The 18,289-nt window shown below is 61.9% G+C and carries 15 protein-coding genes; 6 read left to right on the plus strand and 9 right to left on the minus strand.

What is annotated here, in order from left to right; translation table 11 throughout:
* Positions 1-418: 418 nt before the first annotated feature.
* Positions 419-2,407, plus strand: coding sequence for a TonB-dependent receptor (locus tag MIC97_RS04430; protein WP_239799015.1), 1,989 nt, complete (start codon positions 419-421; stop codon positions 2,405-2,407).
* 43 nt (positions 2,408-2,450) lie between these two features.
* Here MIC97_RS04430 and MIC97_RS04435 read toward each other — a convergent pair whose 3' ends face one another.
* The 3 genes from MIC97_RS04435 to MIC97_RS04445 form a co-directional block, all read right to left on the minus strand.
* Positions 2,451-5,012: an FAD-dependent oxidoreductase gene (locus MIC97_RS04435; protein WP_239799016.1), complete on the minus strand. Its 2,562-nt coding sequence runs from the start codon at positions 5,010-5,012 to the stop codon at positions 2,451-2,453.
* 195 nt (positions 5,013-5,207) lie between these two features.
* The gene (locus MIC97_RS04440) at positions 5,208-5,471 is read right to left on the minus strand and encodes a hypothetical protein (protein ID WP_239799017.1); all 264 of its coding nucleotides are present in this window, start codon (positions 5,469-5,471) and stop codon (positions 5,208-5,210) included.
* Between the two features lie 199 nt (positions 5,472-5,670).
* Positions 5,671-8,151 (minus strand): mechanosensitive ion channel family protein, encoded by a 2,481-nt coding sequence (locus MIC97_RS04445; protein ID WP_239799018.1) that lies wholly within the window; start codon positions 8,149-8,151, stop codon positions 5,671-5,673.
* Between the two features lie 237 nt (positions 8,152-8,388).
* On the opposite strand from MIC97_RS04445, the gene MIC97_RS04450 reads away from it, so the two are divergent.
* Together MIC97_RS04450 and MIC97_RS04455 are read left to right on the plus strand one after the other, a co-directional pair.
* The gene (locus MIC97_RS04450; RefSeq protein ID WP_239799019.1) at positions 8,389-9,570 is read left to right on the plus strand and encodes a pyridoxal phosphate-dependent aminotransferase; all 1,182 of its coding nucleotides are present in this window, start codon (positions 8,389-8,391) and stop codon (positions 9,568-9,570) included.
* A gap of 88 nt (positions 9,571-9,658) precedes the next feature.
* Positions 9,659-10,462, plus strand: a complete 804-nt coding sequence (locus MIC97_RS04455; RefSeq protein ID WP_239799020.1) for a creatininase family protein — start codon at positions 9,659-9,661, stop codon at positions 10,460-10,462.
* 92 nt (positions 10,463-10,554) lie between these two features.
* Here MIC97_RS04455 and MIC97_RS04460 read toward each other — a convergent pair whose 3' ends face one another.
* Together MIC97_RS04460 and cobD are read right to left on the minus strand one after the other, a co-directional pair.
* Positions 10,555-11,064, minus strand: a complete 510-nt coding sequence (locus MIC97_RS04460) for a tyrosine phosphatase family protein (protein ID WP_239799021.1) — start codon at positions 11,062-11,064, stop codon at positions 10,555-10,557.
* Entirely contained in the window at positions 11,061-12,089 is a 1,029-nt protein-coding gene (gene cobD / locus MIC97_RS04465) for a threonine-phosphate decarboxylase CobD (RefSeq protein WP_239801030.1), read from the minus strand. Before cobD ends, MIC97_RS04460 begins: the two co-directional genes overlap by 4 nt.
* Here cobD and cbiB point away from each other — a divergent pair.
* Positions 12,088-13,056 (plus strand): adenosylcobinamide-phosphate synthase CbiB, encoded by a 969-nt coding sequence (cbiB, locus tag MIC97_RS04470; RefSeq protein WP_239799022.1) that lies wholly within the window; start codon positions 12,088-12,090, stop codon positions 13,054-13,056. The two genes, cobD and cbiB, sit on opposite strands and share 2 nt — an antisense overlap.
* A gap of 100 nt (positions 13,057-13,156) precedes the next feature.
* On the opposite strand, the gene MIC97_RS04475 is transcribed toward cbiB, so the two are convergent.
* Genes MIC97_RS04475 through MIC97_RS04490 form a run of 4 tightly spaced genes read right to left on the minus strand, consistent with a single transcriptional unit; the run spans position 13,157 to position 16,251 of the window.
* Positions 13,157-13,909 carry a class I SAM-dependent methyltransferase gene (locus tag MIC97_RS04475; RefSeq protein ID WP_239799023.1) on the minus strand — a complete coding sequence of 251 codons (753 nt, stop codon included), beginning with the start codon at positions 13,907-13,909 and terminating at the stop codon, positions 13,157-13,159.
* A complete protein-coding gene (gene cobO / locus MIC97_RS04480) occupies positions 13,909-14,532 on the minus strand; it encodes a cob(I)yrinic acid a,c-diamide adenosyltransferase (RefSeq protein ID WP_239799024.1) in 624 nt (207 codons plus the stop codon). Before cobO ends, MIC97_RS04475 begins: the two co-directional genes overlap by 1 nt.
* A gap of 1 nt (position 14,533) precedes the next feature.
* Positions 14,534-15,040, minus strand: coding sequence for a bifunctional adenosylcobinamide kinase/adenosylcobinamide-phosphate guanylyltransferase (gene cobU / locus MIC97_RS04485; RefSeq protein ID WP_239799025.1), 507 nt, complete (start codon positions 15,038-15,040; stop codon positions 14,534-14,536).
* Positions 15,041-15,051: 11 nt separating this feature from the next.
* Positions 15,052-16,251, minus strand: coding sequence for an MFS transporter (locus tag MIC97_RS04490; RefSeq protein ID WP_239799026.1), 1,200 nt, complete (start codon positions 16,249-16,251; stop codon positions 15,052-15,054).
* 215 nt (positions 16,252-16,466) lie between these two features.
* Here MIC97_RS04490 and MIC97_RS04495 point away from each other — a divergent pair, with 215 nt between their 5' ends.
* Together MIC97_RS04495 and MIC97_RS04500 are read left to right on the plus strand one after the other, a co-directional pair.
* Positions 16,467-17,462 (plus strand): DUF1624 domain-containing protein, encoded by a 996-nt coding sequence (locus MIC97_RS04495; protein ID WP_239799027.1) that lies wholly within the window; start codon positions 16,467-16,469, stop codon positions 17,460-17,462.
* Positions 17,459-17,932 (plus strand): isoprenylcysteine carboxylmethyltransferase family protein, encoded by a 474-nt coding sequence (locus MIC97_RS04500; protein ID WP_239799028.1) that lies wholly within the window; start codon positions 17,459-17,461, stop codon positions 17,930-17,932. The genes MIC97_RS04495 and MIC97_RS04500 overlap by 4 nt, the downstream gene beginning before the upstream one ends.
* The last annotated feature ends 357 nt before the right edge of the window (positions 17,933-18,289 follow it).

Raw genomic sequence — 18,289 nt, forward strand, 5'->3', positions numbered from 1 at the left:
ACACTCATCCCACACTTCTGTGGAATTCATCTTCCGTTGCGGCAACCCCCTTTCATTTTCTGGGATAGATTATATATGATATTTATTGACTAAAAATCTCATGTTTTTCGGATCGATTTTTTCGATCCGATGCCATTTTCGCGAATGAAGGGGATTGTTTTGCGAAAATGGCACATGGAAGGTGGCATATGTCCTCCGTCCGTTGCCGGTTACGGCACGAACGGCACCTTGTCGCAGAATGACAAGCTTCCACCTTCCCCAGCCGCAGCCAGTCAAACCCTGACCAGCCAAAAAATGCACCGGATACGGCCGGTGTCTTCTTTTCGGCTGCGCGCGCACCTGCACCTGCAAATGCAGCCGGCAATTGCAAAAATCACGGTTCCGAAGCGACCCGTGGTGGGGACAGGAGTGGAAAGAAATGCACAAAATCGGACGCGGCACAGTCGGGGGTCTTGCCAGTCTTCTTTTGCTGTCGGCATCGATCAATGCAGTTTTGGCGCAAACCAGCCAGAATGCAGAGGAAGAAGAACAGACGACCGTTCTCAAGCAGATCGTCGTGACGGCAAGCGGTCATGCACAGACAATACCGGATGCACCCGCAACCATCACCGTCATCAGCGGCGAGAAGATCGCTTCCAAGCCGTATGCCAGCGTGGCCGACGTGCTGCGCGACGTGCCCGGCGTCATCGTCAACACGCCATCGGCCCGTTCCGGCGCCGCCTCGATTTCCATTCGCGGCATGAGCGAAGGCTATGTGTCCATGCTGGTTGACGGCAAACCGCTCGGAAACTCGTCCGAGGCCACCTATAATGGTTTCGGCTCCGGCCTTGCCACCGGCTACCTGCCGCCGCCATCCGCCATCGAGCGCATCGAGGTCATTCGCGGCCCGATGTCTTCCCTTTACGGCTCATCCGCGCTGGGCGGCGTGATCAACATCATCACCAAGCCGGTTTCGGATGTGTGGACCGGCACGGTGACGACCGGCTTCACCGCCTACAGCCATGACGAGGCCGGCAATTCCTATGAGGGCCGTTTCTACCTGAACGGACCGATCGTGTCCGACAGGATCGGTCTCTCGCTGTGGGGCTCGCTGCACAACCGCGAAGACCGTGGCCTAACGACCGGCGCATCGCAGGACATGTCGCGCAAGAGCCTCGGCGGCAAGCTGAGCATGACGATCACCGAGAATCAGGACCTGGCGCTTGAGATCGCCCAGAACCGGAGCGACACGAAGACCAGAGCCGCCTCGACCAGCGGCGTCGACGTCGATCACATGAACTACAGCGCCGTTCACAAGCTGCGCTGGGGGCAGGAATATGAAACGACATCGTTCCTGACCTATGAGGATGTCGATTTTGAAAACGGCACCAATATTTCAGGCTACAACCAGCTCAACTTCAACACCAAGACCAGCGCGAGCCTTGGCAGTCACGACCTGATCGCCGGCTTCGACTACAAGGCGGAAGAAACCCGCCACTCGCCCAACCGCGTTCCATCGAACATCGACCCCAACATGGAGCGCTGGCACTGGGCTTTGTTCGGTGAGGACAATTTCCATATCACCGAAGACTTCACCACCACATTCGGGCTTCGCTACGACAAGAACGAGCGCTATGGTTCACACTTCACGCCACGTCTCTACGGCGTCTATCACCTGAATCCTGCTCTTACATTCAAGGGCGGCGTGAGCGGCGGCTACAAGGTTCCGCAGCTCAAGCAGGCCGACGACAACATCATGGAGCCTTCAGGCGGTGACGGCCGCGCGCGCGACAAGGGTAATACCAATCTCAAGCCGGAAGAAAGCACCAATTACGAGATCGGCATGGTGTGGGAAAACGACTTTGGCCTGCAATTCGGCCTCACGGCCTATCACACCCGGTTCAAGAACAAGATCACAACGGAACGGATCTGTGCGCATGATACGCCGGAGCCCGGACTGCCCACCGACTGCGGAATGAATGCTCCCGGCAATCCAATCAAATGGATAAACCAGTACATCAATCGCGATGCGGCAGAACTGAATGGCGTCGAAGCAACGGTCGATTTCCCTGTCGGCGACGTGGATGTGTCGATGAACTACACCTATTCGCGCAGCAAGATCACCAAGGGCGCGAAGGTTGGCGAACGGTTCAACAATCTGCCCGAGCATGTCGCCAATCTGGGGCTGGACTGGCATGCGACCGAGGACCTCACACTGTGGGGCAAGGCGCAATATCGCAGCCAGACCCATGATTCCGGCAACGCCCGCATCGGCTCGCACGCCATCTTCGATGTGGGAATGGAGTACCGCATCAACGATCATTTCAAAGGCACCGCCGCCGTCTATAACATCGGCGACAAGCGCTTCGACACCAATGACTACGAGGACGGGCGCCGCTTCTGGCTCGGCCTGACCAGCAGCTTCTGACGCAGAAGAAAAGCCCCGCGTCGACGGCGCGGGGCTTTTGCCATCAGCTTCTCGGCTTCAGGTTTTCCGGATCGTAAAGCGGCCTGTACCCCACCGCCGCGACCTCGACCGGATAGGTTTCGCCGAAATACTCCACCGCCAGCCTGCTACCTTGCTGACAATAGCTCCACGGCAAATAAGCCAGCGCAATATTCCTGCCGATCGTCGGACCATATGCAATGGACGTCGTGTAGGAGCGACGGCCGAGTTCATCGACCAGAACTTCACCGCTATCCGGATCGACCACCGGCATATTGCCGACCGGATAACGGGCAACGCCGTTTGCGTCGATATTGTCGGTCATCACTAACGTGCACAGCATCGCCGGCTGATGGTCGCGCGCCCTGTATTCCAGATGCTTCGCCTTGCCGCAGAAATCGGCTTCCTTGACCTTGGGGCGGGCAAGATCGGCCTCCAGCAGATTGTATTCGGTGAGCAGATCGGCGTTCTGGAGGCGCAGGCTCTTTTCCATGCGCCGCGTGTTGGCATAGGTCTCGACGCCTACGGCGATCACGCCGGTGGAGCGCAGCGCATCCCACACCGCCAACCCGTCCTCATAGGCCATGTGCAGTTCCCAGCCCTGCTCGCCGACATAGGAAATGCGAAACGCGGAAATGTCCTTGCCGGCAATGCGGATCGGCCTGATGGCGGCGAAAGGAAAATTTTCCTGCGAGAGCCCGTCCGGGTCTTCCACCACCTTCTGTAGCGTCGCGCGGGCATTCGGACCCCACACGCCCAGCGTGATGTATGTCTCGCTCACATCGGTAATGGTGACGTCAAAGCCCTTATCCTGCGCCACCCGCTTCATGTAACTGAAATCGCGCGGGCCGGCATCGGCGCCGTCGACGATGCGGCAGCGGTCGGCCATGCGGAACACCGTCAGGTCGGCGCGCACCATGCCCTCCTCGTCGAGGAAGTGGGTGTAGATGCCCTTGCCGATATTGGCGTCACCGCCGATCTTCGCCGCGCACAGCCATTCCATCAGCGCAACATGGTCCGGGCCTTCGACATCGTACATGGCGAAGTGCGAGAGGTTGATGATGCCGCAATCTTCGCTCAGCACCAGATGCTCGGCATTGGAAACGCGCCAGAAATGGCGGTTGTCCCACTCGTTCTCACGCACCGGTACGCGCTCGCCATATTTCTCCAGCAAGTGCTCGTTAGTGGCGTAGCCATGCGCGCGCTCCCAGCCGCCCAGCTCCATGAAATAGCCTCCGAGCTCCTTTTCGCGCTCGTAGAAAGGCGAGCGGCGGACATTGCGGCCACCCGAAAACGGCTCGCGCGGATGAACAGCCGGATTGTAAACCTTCATCGCCGTTTCGGTGCAACGTGCGGTGATGAAGTCCTCCTCAAGCTGGAAAGGCTGGAAGCGGCTGTAATCGATACGGTTATGGTCGATGGACGTGCGGCCGTCCGTCATCCAGTCGGCAATCAGCTTGCCCATGCCGGGGCCGTCCTTGACCCAGATGCCGACGGCATACCACAGCCCCCTCACCTTCTGGCTCTCACCCATGGAAGGCCCGCCATCGGTGGTGACCTGAAGCAGGCCGTTGAAGGAATGGCTTTCGTTGTAGCCGAGCTCGCCGAGGATCGGCGTCAGCTCCATGGCCCGTTCCAGCGGTGCCATGATCTGATCCATATCGAGGTCGCGCTGTGATGGAGACAGCCGCGCCTCCTCCTTTTCGAGCAGATCGCGCGGATGCACGAGGCGCGGACTGGTCTCCTCGTAGTAGCCCCATTCGATCTGGCCACCCTCGGCGGTCTTCGGGTCGCCCGTGTCGCGCATGTAGGCCGAGTTGCCCTGATCGCGCATCAGCGGCCAGCCGATCTCCTTGCCGGTTCCTGCAAACTCATTATAGGGGCCGAAGAATGTCAGCGGGTGGTCGATCGGCATCACCGGCAGATCCTCGCCGGCCATTTCGGCAATCAGCCTGCCCCACAGGCCGGCGCAGACCACCACATGATCGGCCATGATCGTGCCGCGATCCGTCACCACACCTTTGATGCGCCCGTCCTCGATGACCAGCGAGCGCGCGGAAGTGTTGGCAAAGGCCTGCAGCTTGCCGGCGGCGACGCCCTCATCGACCAGCTTGCCCGCCACCGTCTGCGAGCGCGGGATGACGAGGCCGGCATCGGGGTCCCACAGCCCACCCTGAACCATATCCTCCTCGATCAGCGGGAATTTCTCCTTGATTTCCGCCGGTTCGATCAGCCGCGCCCGCGTGCCGAAGGCGCGGCCGGAGGTCACCTTGCGCCGGATCTCCTCCATACGGGCATCGTCGCCCACGCGCGCAACCTCAAGCCCGCCAACGCGGGCGTAGTGGCCCATCCGCTCGAAGAATTCGATGGAGTAGAGCGTCGTCCAGCAGGACAGGAAGTCATGACTGGTCGCGTAGCAGAAGTCGGAAGCATGCGCGGTGGAGCCGATGTCGGTCGGGATGCCGGACTTGTCGATGCCGACAATATCGTCCCATCCGCGCCCGATCAGATGATGCGCGACCGAAGCGCCGACGATACCGCCGAGACCGACGATGACGACCTTCGCCTTTTCCGGAAACCCTGCCATAGCCCGCAACTCCAAAGTGCTGTCCGGAAAGGACTATAGGGCGAGACGAGGAGCCGACCGCAGCCTGTTTGCGACACGCTTCGCATACAGCGCGACGGAAGCCGCGCGATGGTTTCTGCTCACTTTTGAAAGCAGAAGGCCGGACTTGCAGCCCGGCCTTCGCATCGGAATTTTCTTTTGCCTGCGAGAGGAAACTTACTTCACGCGAGCGACACCACCCGAAATCTCGATGGTTTCGGCACCGGTCAGCGCCTCAAGGTCGCCGTTCGGCATGGTCACGAAACAGCCATTCGGGCAAAACTCGACGGTCTCGCCGGGGCCCAGCGTCAGCTCCCGCTTGCTGCTGCCTTCGGTAACGATCAGCGTGCGCTGATCCGAATCCTTGTTCACGGCGCTGGCCGCCAGAGCCGCCCCGGATGCCGAGAGCAGGACCGATACGGCGATCAGTGATTTCAACATTGCGTTTCCGGTGTCGCCACCGCCCCTGTTTGCCATTGCAAGGCATTCCCGCCAATGCAGGCAGCTTATAGGAGAACGAAGCTGAACCGCAACTGAATGCCTCATTCATGTCGCAATCGGGTGCAGCGGATGATTTGGCATCAGGCAGCGGACCAAAAATGGAATCCGATTTCCGTGATTCCAATGGACGCCCGGCGATCTATGCCGGATCGGGCTTGCCCGGCCTGCGCCTGCCCTTGCGTGCTCTTTCTTCTTCCTCTGCTTTCAGCCGCTCCCGCTCGGCGAACTCGGCCTCGGTCTTGTCGTCGTCATGCGGCCATGGCTCCAGAACCGGCCGCTTGTATTCGGCGCGCGTCGCAGAAGGAATTTCGATCCCCTCGCGGTTGAAGGCGTCCATGATCCCGAACCGGACCTCGTTCTGAACCCCGCCGCTGTTGGTGATATCGGCAAGGAAGAAGCGTATCTCGAATTCGAGCGCAGTGGGTCCGAAATTGGAAAACTGCACGAAAGGCTCCGGATTCTTCAGTATGGCGGGCTGCGCCCGCGTGATCTCCAGCAGGATTTCCTGAACGCGTCTCACATCGGTGCCATAGGCAACGCCGACCCGGATATCGACGCGCCCAAGCTTGTTGCGATGCGTCCAGTTGCCGACGGCGCCGTTGATGAGATTGGAGTTCGGCAGGATGACCGTCTGGCGCTGGAACGTCTCGATCTCGGTGGCGCGCACGCTGATTTTGCGCACGGTGCCGCTGACATCACCGGCCACGATCCAGTCGCCCACCTTGAACGGCCGCTCGGCGAGCAGGATCAGGCCCGAGACGAAGTTCGAGACGACATTCTGCAGACCGAAACCGATACCGAGGGAGAGCGCACCGGCAACAAGCGCGAGGCTGGAAAGATCGATGCCGGCCGCCGATATGCCGACCAGCGCAGCAATCGCTATACCAGCATAACCAACCACGAGGCTGATGGAATTGCGCACGCCGGCGTCGACCTTGCCGCGCGCCATGACCGAGCCGTCGAGCCAGCCCTGAAACCATCGCGTCAGGAAATAACCGATGGCAAAGACCAGTATGCCGCTCAATATGCCGAGCAGCGATATGGTCACCGAACCGATGCTGAACCCGGTGGCCAGCTTCTGCGCCCAGGCCTGAATATCTCCGGGCTGGAACCCCCACATGAACAGGGTAAGCGGCAGGAAGATCAACAGAATGAGGAAATTGAGCAGGACGCTGACGCCAAGCCCGATCTGATCCATGGAGCTTTCTTCGGCATAGCCTTTGGCCATCATCCAGCGGCCCAGCCATGATCCGCCCAGCCCGCCTTCCGCGCCGATGGCGGCGGCGCAAAGGAAGCCGATATAGGCCGTCACCAGAATGGTGCCCGTCATCACCACCTGCAACGACAGGAAGATAGCAAAGCCGATATAGCCGAACAGGGCGGCCCCGATGGTAAGCCCACCGATCAGGAACAGACTGTAGCGCAGCCACACCGGCCACGGCTTCCAGTTGCCTTCAGGCGCCCTGAATGGCTTGACGTTGCCGATCAGCAGTAAAATGACGCCGACGATCAGCGAGGCTACGAAGCTGCGCGTCACCGTCAGCGACAGTGGCGACGACATCTGATCGGCCACCTGCGAAAGGAAATTGTTCAGCGCAACCGCTATCGCCATCGCGGTCGCCAGCCGCACCAGCCAGCGTGCCGGGCGCGATTCCACCGGCACGAGCCGCCATTGCGGGAGTTTCGGCACCAGCGCGGCATTGGCCAGCCGGTTCACCAGAAAAACGCCGAGCACCATCAGCATCGCCGAACGCAGATAGAGCCCGATATCGCCGCGCAGCACCTGGTTTGAACTGAAGAAGAAGAAGGTCGCTGCAAAAAATACGGTGAGGGCTCCGGTCGGCAGCAGGGTCGACCAGAAGGCAACCGAAAGCCGGGTCAGGTAGGATGGTTCTTCCACGGCGGGGTCGGCCCTGAACAGACCGCCCACCAGCCGCCTGCCGCCAAACATCAGGACAAGGGCCGCGATCAGCGCCATGAACGTTGCGGCGATCATGGCGTTGAACTTGTATTTATAGGCAAAATTAGCCCAGGACGTGATGGCCGTGCTGAACTTTCCAAACTCGTTGACCGCGTCGGAAATCATCTTGCCGCTGAACGTTTCCGTCAATGCATAACGGCGGGTCAGCATGCTGCGGAAGAGGTCTCGCCGGATCGTGGCGATCTGCTCGATGAGCTTGTTGGAGCGAAGCGACAGGTTCTGCGCCGTCGCGATAACAGCATTGATCTCCGTCTTCTCCGCTGCGAGGGCCTGCCGCTCCTCCCGCACCGTTTCCGCCTCCGGCGGCTGACCGTCGGCGGGTGCCGCGCCCAGTTGCTCGACACGTGCGTTGATCTCGGCAAGGCGCGGCTTGAACGCGAGCGCGCTCTGCAATGCCTCGGTGGACACGGCTTCAAGCTTCAGGCGCAGGCGAACCAGATAGGCATCGTCATCACCATGCTCGGTAATGTCCTTCTCAAGCCCGTCCAGCGTGACGGTCAGCGCATCCAGCGCCCGCTGCTGCTCCTCAAGCAGTTGCGCAGCCTCAGCCGCTGCCATGTCCTGTGCGAAAACAGGCCGGGCGAGGCCACCGAAGACAAGAAACAAAACGAGGCAAAGGCGGGCGATATGCGAAAGCATGATCCGAGCTGAATTCCGTTGACGCCTGCCGCAGCCGCCATGACGTACGGGCGCGGGAATGGTCATAGATAGAGAGGTCACAGGAACCCGGCAAGCGATGAGCTCTGGCTGAATGGTTTATACGCCAAAGGTGCTCCAAAAGAGGAAATCTTTGCGCTAGAAGCGGTGCAATTGCCCATCTCAGGGGTTTTGGCGGCTGCCAGCAGCATGCCCCACCGCAAGAGAAACCGAACAAAAATGCCTTCAGCCTCATCACGAATCACAAACCTCATGCCGTCCGGCAAGAGCGGCTGGGAAGTCCACGCGGAAGCGCTGATGCGTCGTCAGAAGGATGACGACATCATCGTTCTTTCGGTTGGCGACCATGATTTTCATACGCCCGCCGAGACAGTCGAAGCCTGTGTGGCGGCAGTCCGCGAAGGGCGTCATCACTACACGCATCTGGCCGGCATCCCGCGCCTGCGCGCCGCAATGGCGCATTTGTCCACCCGCTGCTCGGGCATGGAAACCCCGGTTGAACAGGTGATAGCGGCACCCGGCGGACAGGCAGCCCTTTACGCCGCCGTGCAGGCAACGCTCGATCCCGGCAGCCACGCCATCGTCGTCGCGCCCTATTACGCCACCTATCCCGGCACGTTCCGCGCGGCCGGTGCCGAATTCACGGTCGTGGAAGCGCGTGCCGCCGATGGCTTCCAGCCCGATGCCGCCGCAATCGAGGCCGCGCTGCGTCCCAACACCCGCGCCATCCTCATCAACACGCCCAACAATCCAACCGGCGCCGTCTACACGCGCGCGGCGCTGGAAGGCATCGCCGATCTGTGCCGGCGTCACGATCTGTGGCTGCTCTCCGACGAGGTTTACTGGACGCTCGGCGCTTCCGAACACCTGTCGCCCCGCGCCCTGCCCGGCATGGGCGAGCGCACCATCGTGATCAACTCCATGTCCAAGAGCCATGGCATGACCGGCTGGCGCATAGGCTGGCTGACGGCTCCGGAGCAACTGGTCGGGCTGCTGACCGGCTTCAATCTGGTATCCACCTATGGCCTGCCCGATTTCATTTCCCATGCCGCCGCCGAAGCTATGGAGAACGACTACGGCGTAGCCGAAATCGCCGCCCGCTATGCCGGCCGGCGCGACATCTTCCTCGAAGCCATAAGCGGCGCCAACCATATTCAGGTGCGCGGCTCCGAAGGCGGCATGTACATCATGCTCGACATCTCGGCCATCGAACCGGACGACGAGGCCTTCGCCTGGGCGCTGCTCGATGCCGAAAAGATCAGCGTCATGCCGGGTTCCAGCTTCGGCGAGGCCGCCGCCGGGCACATCCGCATCAGCCTGTGCAAGCCGGAACCGGTTTTGAAGGAGGCAGCAACCCGGCTGCTCCGCTTCGTGTCGGACTACGCAAGGAAGGCCGCCTGAGCGTCCGCCACGCCTCTGCATCGACAGGCCCGGCCGGAGACGTTACTGGTTGAGGATTATCCGGCAAGGCAGATCTCGGGAAAGCGGAATGGCAGCGCAGGGACGGAAAATCTGGTGGGGCGACTTCAAGGCGCCCGACTTCGCTGAGATCGACCCCGAAGAGACCATTGTCGTTCTGCCGGTGGCGGCGATCGAGCAGCACGGGCCGCATCTTCCGCTATCCACCGATGCCGACATCATGAACGGCATGCTGGCAACCGCAATCCCGCTTGTTCCGCAAGACCTCGATCTGCGCATCCTGCCGGTTCAGGCGGTCGGCAAATCGGACGAGCACGTCTACGCGCCGGGAACGCTCAGCATCCCGGCAGCCAGTCTCATCGAGTGCTGGAACGAGCTTGGCGCATCGGTGGCGCGCGCGGGCGTGCGCAAGCTGGTCGTCGTTACCTCGCATGGCGGCAACGAAGAGGTGATGGGCATCGTCACCCGCAATCTGCGCGTTCGCTTCGGCATGATGGCGGTGCGCACGAGCTGGGAACGCTTCGGGCGGCCGGACGGACTGTTCAGCGCGCATGAGGTGCGGCGCGGCATTCACGGGGGCGACGTGGAAACCTCGCTGATGCTGCATTTCCGTCCCGATCTCGTCGATCTTGCACAAGCGGAAGACTTCGCCTCACGCGCCGACAAGGCAGAACGGGAATTCGCCCTGCTTAACGCACAGAGCCCGCATGCCTTTGCGTGGATCGCCAGCGACCTCAACCCGCATGGCGTGGTCGGCAACGCCGCCGCCGCCACGGCCGAAAAAGGCCGGCTGACGGCAGATCATCAGGCCCGGGGTTTCATCACCCTGCTGGAAGATGTGCGCAAGGCACGGCTTGCGGACTGGCTTAGCTGAAGCAATTCCAGCAAAAGTGCGAGGCGGTTTTGCATTCGGAATTGCGCCAACCCTACGGATGTTTCCGAGATTAGGTATAAGGCGGAAACGCCCTAACCGAACGGGTCGAGTTCGAACACTTCGCCCTCGAACGCATCCGCCCCGCGCCCGATGCCCTTTATCGCGGCAATCATGCGCCCTTCGCGGCCGAGCAGCACGTCTGCCACCGCGATCAGGCGGCTATTGGGCGTCGCGGAAGGCGAGAGCCAGCGCAGCATGGCGGCAAGCTCCGCCTCGTCACGGTGGGGATTGAGGGCAGCGGCGACGATATAGGCGGCGGCTGGAGAGCGGCTGACGCCGGCATAGCAATGAATGACCATCGGCCTTGCGCGGTCCCATTCAGAGGCAAAATCCAGCAGGCGGCGCACATGCGCCTCGCCCGGCAGGGTCAGCCCGTCGCGCAATTCGGCAATGTCGTTCATGCGCAGATGAAGATGATCTTGCTGCGCGATCGAGGCCGGGCGCGCCATGTCCATGTCGGCGGAAAGCAGCGTGACCAGCCTTCCCGCACCGGTTCGCGAGACGGTCTGCTCCAGTTTCGAAAGCGGGCAGACATGGATCATCGCGCGCCCTTCCATCCGGCCAGCGCCGCCTCCAGCCGCCGCCATTCCGCGTCATTCCCCGGCAAGCCTGCGCGCAGCGCATGCGGGCGATCGCTGAAATGGCGCAGCACTATACCGTGCTCACCAAGAGCCCGGAAAAGCGTGCTGGCCTCAGTGAACTCCATGTAGCGATAGAGCGGCGTGCCGCCCCGCACTTCGACGCATTGGCCGGCGAACAGCCTGTCGAGCCGCTCCGCCTCGCCTTCCAGCCGCGCTCGCATCTGCCGCTGCCAGTTCGCGTCGGAAAGAGCCCTGATGCCATATTCCAGCGCCGGGCCGGAAACGGCCCATGGCCCGAAACCGCCGGCCAGCCGCGCCACGGTCTCCTTGTCGGCAAGGGCAAACCCAAGCCGCACGCCGGCAAGGCCGAAGAATTTTCCAAAGGAGCGCAGCACCACCAGCCCGCCCTGCTCCACATCGCCGGCAACGCTTTCCCGGTGCGGGCCGACATCCATGAAAGCCTCGTCCACCACCAGCAACCCGCCTTTGGCCTCCATGCGGGACGCCAGTTCCCTGAGGTCGCGGCGGGCAATCACGCGCCCGTCCGGATTGTTCGGATTGACGACGATGGCAAGGTCGGCTGCGGAAAGCGCGTCGAAATCCGGCATTTCTTCCACGCTGTGACCGGCGATGCGGGCGGCGCGCGCATGCTCGGCATAGGTCGGTCCGAGCACCAGCGCCCGGCCCGGCCTCACCTGTGAACAGACGCGCGGCAGCAAGATCTGCGTGCCGGGCGCACTCACCACATTTACCGGCGACGGCGCGCCATAGGCTGCGGCCGCGACGGCAGCAAGTTCCTCCGCCCGCGCCTGCTCGGGCAGACGGGTCAGGGCGGTGGCGGGCAGGTCGAAAAGCGGATAGGAGTGCGGATTGATCCCGGTTGAAAGATCGACGAAGGGTTCCGGCGCCAGCGGAAACAGCGCCCGGGCCCTGCCGAGGCTTCCGCCATGATCGACCGCTGCCAATGCTTCGCCCGGAATATCCATGTCGGTCCTGATTGCCTTCATCTCGCTGGTTGCCGAACGCATCACCGGATATCCGGACTGGCTCTTCCGCGCCATCGGCCATCCCGTCACCTGGATCGGCAGGCTGATATCCTGTCTCGACCGAACGCTCAACCTCGCCTCCTCTTCCGGCGCGACAAGACGGCTTTGCGGCGTGCTGGCGCTTCTGGTGATCGTATCGGTGCCCGCCGCCATCGCCTTCGCCATCGAAACGTTGCTCGGCCGCGTTGCCTTCGGCTTCCTTGTCACCGCGATATTGGCGTCCTCGCTGCTCTCGCAATGCAGCCTCGGCGAACATGTCGAAGCAGTTGCAACCGCACTGGAAACCGGTGGCCTTGAAACGGGACGCAAGGCGGTGTCGATGATCGTCGGCCGCGATCCCGAGCAACTGGACGAAGCGGGCGTCTCCCGTGCCGCCATCGAAAGCCTTGCCGAGAATTTTTCCGATGGCATCGTCGCCCCTGCCCTGTGGCTGGGCGTGGGCGGACTGGCTGGTGGCGCGGCCTACAAGGCCGTCAACACCGCCGATTCCATGATCGGTCACCGCACCTCACGTCATGAGGCCTTTGGCTGGGCCTCGGCACGCTTAGACGATCTGGTCAACCTCCCTGCCTCGCGGCTAACCGGCCTGCTGATCGTGGTCGCCGCATTGTTGATGAAAGGCGCAGACGCCCATGCGGGCTGGCAGGCAATCCGGCGCGATGCCAAAAAACATCGTTCACCCAATGCCGGCTGGCCGGAAGCGGCGATGGCCGGCGCGCTGGGGCTCGCCCTCGCCGGACCCCGCGTCTATGGCGGCGTCACGGTGGAAGATTCCTTCATGGGCGAAGGCGGCCGGCGCGATGCCGGGGCCGCCGACATTCGCCGCGCACTGAAACTCTACCGGATCGCCGACATGCTGCTCATCGCGCTATTTGGTCTGGCAGCGGCGGCGCTCTGGCTGGTCTGATCAGAGGATTTTCAGTCAGGTGGAACCACCTGATGGTGCATAACTACGACTAAACAGACAGACAGCGCGGCAACCCGGATTTGTCCGGGCGTCAGTCGCGCTAGGCGCGCCGCGCCTCGAAAGTGATGATGCCGTCGCCCTTCTGCGGCTTGCGGCCATGCTGGTAGTCGCCACAGGCGCTCACCTCGCTGAAGCCGACAGTTCGCAAGGCCAGTTCAAGTTCCGCCACACCCCACCAACGCAGGGCGAACAGATCGATCTCGCTGTCCACCGGCTTGCCGGCGCGCCAATGCTCATAGCGCAGGCTGGTCATGGTTGTCTGCGCCACATAGTCCGTCTCGATCCGGTCGGCGGTCAGCGTCAGCAGGTCTTCGCCGGCCTTCCATGTCCGCACCGAATGCGGCGAATCGAGAAAACCGTCGATGGCATCGAGGTCGAGGATCAGCCGCCCGCCGGGCGCGAGATGGTCATGGAAGCGTTTCAGCACGCCAAGTGCGGCTTCATAGTCTGTGATCAGCTGGATGGAGCCGAGCGGCACGAGGATAGCCTCGAAGCGCTCGTCATAGGAAAAGCCTTCGAAGGTCTGCCGGCTCAGCGCCGCCGGCAGCGACCGGCTCTCACAGGCCGCGCGGCAATAGGCCAGCATCTCCTCGGAAGCATCGAAGCCTTTCACGTCCAGCCCCGCCTCCAGCAGCGGCACGAACAGGCGCCCATTGCCGACAGCCGGTTCAAGCACCGGACCCGTCACGCCTTGCAGACGCTCCAGATAGAATTCGACGTCGCCAAAGGACCGGCCGACCGGCTTGTCCAGTTCATAGACCCAGGCGGCCAGCGTCGCATAACGATTTTGCACTAGAATTCTATTCCCTTCTGCGCCTTCACGCCCGCCGCGAAATGATGCTTGGTGGAGCCCATTTCGGTGACGATATCTGCGGCCTCGATCAAGGCCGGCCTGGCGTTACGGCCTGTGACCACGACATGCAACCCCTCGCGGCGCGCCTTCAGCGCCGCCACCACCTCGTCGAGGTCGAGATAGTCGTAGCGCAGCGCGATGTTGAGTTCGTCAAGCACCACAAGGCTGATCGTCGGATCGGCCATCAACTCCTGCGCCTTCGCCCAGGCCGCCTGCGCGGCGGCGACATCGCGCTTCAGATCCTGCGTTTCCCACGTAAAGCCTTCGCCCATGGTGTGCCACGAAACCAGATCGCCGAAACGGGCCAGCGCATCCTGCTCGCCCGAATGCCACGCCCCCTTGATGAACTGGACGACGCCCACCCGCCTTCCATATCCCAGCATGCGCAGCGCCAGCCCAAAGGCGGCCGTGCTCTTGCCCTTGCCCGGCCCGGTGTTGACGATCAGCAGACCTTTCTCGACCGTCTTTGCGGCCACTTCGGCATCCTGAACCGCCTTGCGCTTTTCCATCTTGGCGCGATGGCGCTCCGCCTCCGCATCGTCGATCCTGCGTTCGTCCGCCATATCACTTCACCTTCAGCGGCAGCCCGGCCACCATCATGAGGACGGTGTCGGCAATGGCTGCGATTTTCTGGTTGAGCCGCCCCGCCTCATCGCGGAAACGGCGGGCAAGCGCGTTATCCGGCACGATGCCCTGCCCCACCTCATTGGACACCACGAACCACGGCCCGCGCGGACTGGCGAAAACCTCGGCGAGCCGGCGGCATTCGGCATCGAGATCGTGTTCGGCCAGCATGTGATTGGTCAGCCAAAGCGTCAGGCAATCGACCAGCACCGGCTGTCCCTGCGGCTGCGCAGCCAGCGCGCCGGCGAGATCGAGCGGTGCGTCGACGGTGTGCCAGCCGGTGCTGCGCCGGCTGCGATGCTCACCTATGCGGGCGCGCATCTCCTCGTCATAGGCTTGCGCCGTCGCGATATAGGTCCAGGGTGCCGGCAGCCCCGCAACCAGTTCTTCCGCATGCCGGCTCTTGCCGGAACGCGCGCCACCAATGATGAATGTCAGGCCGTTCATGGCCGCCACTCTTACATCGACTTCGGCACATAACGCCAGCTTACCGCCGCGCACCCCACCATCAGAAGGCCGAGCGTGACGAAAACGGAGCCGAGGCCGAAAAAGGCCAGCACGATCGAATAGACCATCGGCGGGGTCAGTTCCGAGAAATCGAGATAGGTGCGGTAGACCGCCGCCATCTGCGAGCGCTCATAGGGATGGACCGAGCGCATGAACACGGTGGAGCCGAGCGCATCGATCGCGATGGTGAACAGCGCGCCGCACAGAAGCAGCGCCCCGGTTATCAGCGGTGCGGTGGTGCTGACCCAGCCGGCTGCAAACAGGGCAACGGACATGGCGGCAAAGGCGAGCGCGATGGTGCCGCGCGTGCCGAAGCGCTTGCCGGCCCTGCCCCAGAAAATGGCGGTGAACAGCAACGCATTGCCGGCGGAAATCAGCAGGCCGCCCGCCACCTCTCCTTCGCCCGCAATGAGCATGAACAGCGGCCCGTAGACGAAGAAGGTCGTCCAGTAGCAGTTGCGGCCAAAGGCGATCAGCCAAGCCAGCCGCAGCCGGGGCTGCGCGATGAAGCGGCCGATATTGGTTATCGGGTTCAGTGCGCGGCTCTTGCCGGCCGCGATCATCTGGTTGTCGCTCAGGCGATAGTACCAGAACAGGGCAAGCAGAATGAGCGCGACGATGGCCACCACGCTGTGAGCAGCATAGATGCCGTAGCGGGTATAGAGCAGGATGCCGAGCGTCGGCCCACCGGTCCAGGCAAAGGTGGACCATGCCATGCGCAGCGATTCGGAGCGGATGAACTCGGTCTTGCGGATGTGGTCCATGATGTAGAGGTTGAGCGTGATCGACAGCGCGCTGGCCCCCATCACCCGGCACAGCATGCCAAGCGCCTGGCCGATCAGAGTGTCGGTAATGAAGAACAGCGATCCGACAGCCAGAAGGCATGCCCCTGCCGTATAGACCCAGCGCCGCGCGAAGCGCCTGATCAGCATCGGCATGAACAGCGTTACCGAAAGCCCGAGCAGCGACACCACCGTATAAAGAACGGAAACCGATTGCTCGCTCTGCAGGATTTCATAGGCCTGTATCGGGATCACGCTGGACACGGTGGCCCGCGCAAAGGATTCCACTGTATAAAGCGAAGCGAAGGTGCGGGCTCCGGCCGGGCGGACCTGCCGCAGCCAGATGGGGTGCCGCACATGCGTAACCATGAAATTCTCCCGTCGAATCCTGCCGTCGGATTCGCCCGCCGCCATTGTGAAGCCTTTGTGACCCTGGACGGTAGCGGAAAACCGACTTTCCCGGCCGAAAACGCGAAATAGTCCAAAGGCTTTTCAGATCTGGACCAACTTAAAACCGTCGGATTTGCACTGCAGGCATCCGGGCGGGCATGGTACGATTCGCAGACCGACCCGCCGGAGCCTCCATGCACTCATCGTCGCCTACTCCCGCTTCGCAAATTCCAGCCCGCCGCATCGAGGCCATTGACGCGGCCCGTGGCGCAGCACTGCTGGCCATGGTCAGCTACCATTTCACATGGGATCTGGAGTTCTTCGGCTATGTGACGCCCGGCCTCACCGCTTTCGGCGGCTGGAAGATCTACGCCCGCTGCATCGCCTCCAGCTTCCTGTTTCTGGTCGGCTTCAGCCTCATGCTCGCCCATGGCAACGGCATTCGCTGGAACGGCTTCGGCAAACGGCTGGCCATGATCGTGGCCGCAGCGGCGGCGATCACCATAGCGACATGGTTCGCCACGCCGGGCTCGTTCATCTTCTTCGGCATCTTGCACCACATCGCACTCGCAAGCCTGCTCGGCCTCGCCTTTCTGCGCTTTCCCGCATGGGCGCTGGCTGTTGCGGCGGTTCTTGTGGCCATGGCGCCGCAATTCCTGCGCATGCCGATCTTCGATCATCCGGGCCTGTGGTGGCTCGGCCTGTCCACCATCAGCCCGCGTTCCAACGATTATGTGCCGTTGTTTCCATGGTTCGCCGCGGTTCTGGCCGGAATGGCGGCCGCACGTTTCGCGCGCGATTTCGGCCTTCTGGCCCGGCTCGGCGGAGAATTGCCGCAACCCGCCCTGCGGCCCCTCGTCAAGATCGGGCAGCACAGCCTTGCCTTCTACCTCATCCACCAGCCCGTCCTGATCGCCTGCCTGTGGCTGTTCGCACAGGTCTTTCCGACGCCCGCTCAGGACCCGAGGACCGGGTTCATGCATGGCTGCGAGACCTATTGCCGTGGATCCCGCGACCAGAGTTTCTGCACAGCCTATTGCGGCTGCATGTTTGACGCGGTTCAAAAAGACGGCACTGTCGACAAGGTGATGAGCGGAACGCAAAATGAAGAACTGTCCCATCGCGTTCAGGAACTCGCATCGATCTGTACAGCGGAAACGGACATGAAGCTGATGGGGGAGGAAGAATGAAAGCAGTACCAGCCTGGCGCAGGATCCCATGGCCGCCGCTGATCTATCTTGCGGCAATCGCCGCCGGCATAGTCCTCGGCCTGCTCGCCCCTCTTCCCCGCATGACCGGCCCATTCGGCAACGTGCTCTATGCCATAGGCTGGCTGATCATCATTGCCGTCATCGCTTTGTGGGTGTCTTCCTTCCGCGCAATGCGACAGGCGGGAACGACGCTCGATCCCTCGGGAGAACCCAGCCATCTGCTCACCAGCGGCCCCTTTTCCATCACGCGCAACCCGATTTACCTCGCCAACACGCTCCTTCTGTTTGGCGTTGGTCTCGTTTCGGGCAATTGGTGGTTCCTGCCGATCTCCATCGTCGCAGCATTCGTGACGCAGAAGATCGCCATCGAATTCGAGGAAAAGATACTGGCCGAAAAGTTCGGCCGCAGATATCGCGACTATTCCAAGAAGGTTCGGCGCTGGTTCTGAAGACATGCTGTGGCCGCCTTTGTAAGCCACCGCTGTTCCGCCATCACAACGACATGCGCAACAGCAGGCGCTTAAAGCGTAAGGAGCGGTTCTGAAAGGTTACGACACCCTGTCGTGACAATGCCTTGGTTCACCGGCAAATGCACAGGTGAGGTAGCTTCGGCCACGAACCGCCCCCAAAGAACCTCCAGTCACGTCTGCCAGGCCAACAGCAGTGCGACAAAAAATGTCAGATCAGAAAAGCAACGGGGAACAACATCCTGAGATGTCGCGTTAAAGCGTGATTTCAACCCGATGCATGTGAAGAGCCGCTGAATTCTGCACAAAAAAAATGCAAGGCAGAAGCCTTGCACAATG

This window comes from Aquamicrobium sp. NLF2-7 (assembly GCF_022359935.1).
GTDB classification, from domain to species: Bacteria; Pseudomonadota; Alphaproteobacteria; order Rhizobiales; family Rhizobiaceae; genus Mesorhizobium; species Mesorhizobium lusatiense.

Excerpts from the sequence above, each read along its gene's own strand:
- MIC97_RS04430 (WP_239799015.1), top strand. The coding sequence starts at position 419 with ATGCACAAAATCGGACGCGGCACAGTCGGGGGTCTTGCCAGTCTTCTT.
- MIC97_RS04435 (WP_239799016.1), bottom strand. The coding sequence starts at position 5,012 with ATGGCAGGGTTTCCGGAAAAGGCGAAGGTCGTCATCGTCGGTCTCGGC.
- MIC97_RS04440 (WP_239799017.1), bottom strand. The coding sequence starts at position 5,471 with ATGTTGAAATCACTGATCGCCGTATCGGTCCTGCTCTCGGCATCCGGG.
- MIC97_RS04445 (WP_239799018.1), bottom strand. The coding sequence starts at position 8,151 with ATGCTTTCGCATATCGCCCGCCTTTGCCTCGTTTTGTTTCTTGTCTTC.
- MIC97_RS04450 (WP_239799019.1), top strand. The coding sequence starts at position 8,389 with ATGCCTTCAGCCTCATCACGAATCACAAACCTCATGCCGTCCGGCAAG.
- MIC97_RS04455 (WP_239799020.1), top strand. The coding sequence starts at position 9,659 with ATGGCAGCGCAGGGACGGAAAATCTGGTGGGGCGACTTCAAGGCGCCC.
- MIC97_RS04460 (WP_239799021.1), bottom strand. The coding sequence starts at position 11,064 with ATGATCCATGTCTGCCCGCTTTCGAAACTGGAGCAGACCGTCTCGCGA.
- cbiB (WP_239799022.1), top strand. The coding sequence starts at position 12,088 with ATGTCGGTCCTGATTGCCTTCATCTCGCTGGTTGCCGAACGCATCACC.
- cobD (WP_239801030.1), bottom strand. The coding sequence starts at position 12,089 with ATGGATATTCCGGGCGAAGCATTGGCAGCGGTCGATCATGGCGGAAGC.
- cobO (WP_239799024.1), bottom strand. The coding sequence starts at position 14,532 with ATGGCGGACGAACGCAGGATCGACGATGCGGAGGCGGAGCGCCATCGC.
- cobU (WP_239799025.1), bottom strand. The coding sequence starts at position 15,040 with ATGAACGGCCTGACATTCATCATTGGTGGCGCGCGTTCCGGCAAGAGC.
- MIC97_RS04490 (WP_239799026.1), bottom strand. The coding sequence starts at position 16,251 with ATGGTTACGCATGTGCGGCACCCCATCTGGCTGCGGCAGGTCCGCCCG.
- MIC97_RS04495 (WP_239799027.1), top strand. The coding sequence starts at position 16,467 with ATGCACTCATCGTCGCCTACTCCCGCTTCGCAAATTCCAGCCCGCCGC.
- MIC97_RS04500 (WP_239799028.1), top strand. The coding sequence starts at position 17,459 with ATGAAAGCAGTACCAGCCTGGCGCAGGATCCCATGGCCGCCGCTGATC.